The organism is Mesorhizobium sp. M7A.F.Ca.CA.002.05.1.1 (assembly GCF_003998335.1).
In the GTDB taxonomy this organism is placed as follows: domain Bacteria; phylum Pseudomonadota; class Alphaproteobacteria; order Rhizobiales; family Rhizobiaceae; genus Mesorhizobium.
The window spans coordinates 1-685 of sequence record NZ_RZQI01001518.1 but is presented as its reverse complement, the minus strand read 5'-3'; the positions used below and the strand labels follow the sequence as shown (position 1 = coordinate 685).

Here is a 685-nt window from a genome sequence, read left to right as displayed (position 1 = left end):
GCGCCACGGCATTCGCGCTCACAACGGCTTTGTCGCCGACATCGCCGCCGACGCCTTTTACGATGTGACGCCGACCGTCAGGATTTCGGGCGGTCCGCGTGTTTCCTTCGCCTCAGGCAATTATTTCGACGCCTATTACGGCGTCAACGCACAGGAAGCCGTGGCCTCGGGCTTGAGCGAATATCATCCCGGTGGCGGGCTGAAATCGACCGGCCTCGGCGGCGCCATAACCTGGAAGGTGACCGAGCCGATGACCGCCAGCCTGTTTGGCGAATATTCGCGCCTGATGGGACCGGCGGCCGATTCCAGCCTGGTCAAGGAGCGCGGCGACCGCAACCAGTTCATGATTGGCGTGTCGACCACCTACCGCTTCGATTTCACGATGTAGGTGAATCGAACGAGACGCTTTATTCCTGCCGTGGCTTCGGCTAAAAGCCCAGCCATGACCAGCTTTTCGCGCCTTTTCGCGATCGCGATACGAATTACAGGCCCGGTGTTCCGGGTGGCCTGAGCGCCGCCGGAGCCGCCGGGAGTTTCTGCGCGCCCCCTCGCGCTTTTTCCATAACATGATAGTTCACGCCCGAGCTTGTACGCCCGCCGGGCAATGCAAATGGCAGACCAATGACCGATACAACTGAAACGATCGACTATTCCAAAACGCTTTACCTGCCGCAGACGGATTTCC

Annotated in this window: 2 protein-coding genes; one reads left to right on the top strand and one right to left on the bottom strand. The window is 60.1% G+C overall.

The window, feature by feature from the left end; translation table 11 throughout:
- The coding region (locus EN939_RS36780; RefSeq protein ID WP_164751624.1) for a MipA/OmpV family protein at window positions 1–388 on the top strand (388 nt) is incomplete at its 5' end.
- Here EN939_RS36780 and EN939_RS38760 read toward each other — a convergent pair.
- On the bottom strand, window positions 364–685 hold a 322-nt coding region (locus EN939_RS38760; RefSeq protein ID WP_206528473.1), incomplete at its 5' end, for a hypothetical protein. The two genes, EN939_RS36780 and EN939_RS38760, sit on opposite strands and share 25 nt — an antisense overlap.